The sequence below is a fragment of the Acinetobacter sp. WCHA39 genome (assembly GCF_002165385.1).
Classification (GTDB): Bacteria; Pseudomonadota; Gammaproteobacteria; order Pseudomonadales; family Moraxellaceae; genus Acinetobacter.
Genome location: NZ_NHRP01000084.1, coordinates 1 through 1,230, shown reverse-complemented (window position 1 = coordinate 1,230; position 1,230 = coordinate 1). Strand labels below are relative to the sequence as shown.

General features: G+C 41.1%; 2 protein-coding genes. Both read right to left on the bottom strand.

The window, feature by feature from the left end; genetic code table 11:
• Nucleotides 1-18: 18 nt before the first annotated feature.
• The gene (locus CDG56_RS16685; RefSeq protein WP_264754487.1) at nucleotides 19-930 is read right to left on the bottom strand and encodes an IS3 family transposase; all 912 of its coding nucleotides are present in this window, start codon (nucleotides 928-930) and stop codon (nucleotides 19-21) included.
• Nucleotides 888-1,166 carry a transposase gene (locus CDG56_RS17425; RefSeq protein WP_227519089.1) on the bottom strand — a complete coding sequence of 93 codons (279 nt, stop codon included), beginning with the start codon at nucleotides 1,164-1,166 and terminating at the stop codon, nucleotides 888-890. The genes CDG56_RS16685 and CDG56_RS17425 overlap by 43 nt, the downstream gene beginning before the upstream one ends.
• Between the last annotated feature and the right edge of the window lie 64 nt (nucleotides 1,167-1,230).

Sequence of the window (1,230 nt, the reverse complement as noted above, 5' to 3'; positions counted from 1 at the left end):
TGAATAGCCACCAAAATTCTAGACACATATAACCATCTTTTGATGGGCCTTTTCATAATCTAATGGAGAACGCTGACCATTGGAACCATGTCTGCGTTTTGAATTGTAGAACATCTCAATATATTCAAAGATATCCGACCTGGCTTCAGTTCTTGATGAATATATTTTCCTCTTGATTCTCTCTCGTTTTAACAACTGAAAGAAACTCTCGGCAACAGCATTATCATGGCAGTTTCCACGCCGACTCATACTGCTTTCAAGATTATGATGCTTGAGAAATGTCTGCCATTCATGGCTGGTGTATTGGCTACCTTGGTCAGAATGGATCAGCACCTTATTCTTTGGATTCCTTCGCCACAAAGCCATTAGTAATGCATCTAAAACCAGGTCTGTCGTGATTCTTGATTTCATCGACCATCCAACAACAAGACGAGAAAATAGGTCAATTACAACTGCAAGATACAGCCATCCCTCATGAGTACGAATATAAGTAATATCAGTGACCCACAGTTGGTTGGGATGAGTTGGGTTAAACTGTCGATCTAAAGTATTTGCGGCAATAACAGATGGAGTACCTACATGAGCTCTAGGTTTACGATAGCCACGCTGTGATTTCAGTCCATCTGCTTTCATCAGCCGATGTACTCGATTAATCCCACAGCTTTCACCAAAATCCTTCAGATCAAAGTGAATCTTGCGATAGCCGTAGACTCCGCCAGATTCTAGCCAAAACTGTTTAATCAGTCCTGAAAGCTGTTGCCTTTTCTGGGCTGTCTTGCTGATAGGCTGCTTTAGCCATGCATAATAACCACTATGATGAACATCTAGAGTTGAACATAAACGACGAACAGGCCATATATGCTGGTTGTCCTGAATAAAGGCGTACCTCATTTGGACTGGCTTGCGAAGTACACCGCGGCCTTTTTTAATATGTCCCTTTCTTCGATGACCCTTTGCAGCTCTTTTTTTAATTTTGCTAATTCTGCACTTGGATCATTAGATTCTGTTGTCTTAGGTTGCTGTGGATCATAACGTTTAATCCAAGCATACAGACTATGAGTGGTAGTTCCTAAACGTGTAGCAACTTCAGCCACACTATGGCCTTTCTCGGTAACTTGCTTTACTGCTTCAATTTTGAACTCTTCAGGATATCGTTTACTGCTCATAAGCACCTCGTTAATTAGCCATTTTATCTAACTAAAAGGTGTCTACAAAATCGGTGGCTATTCA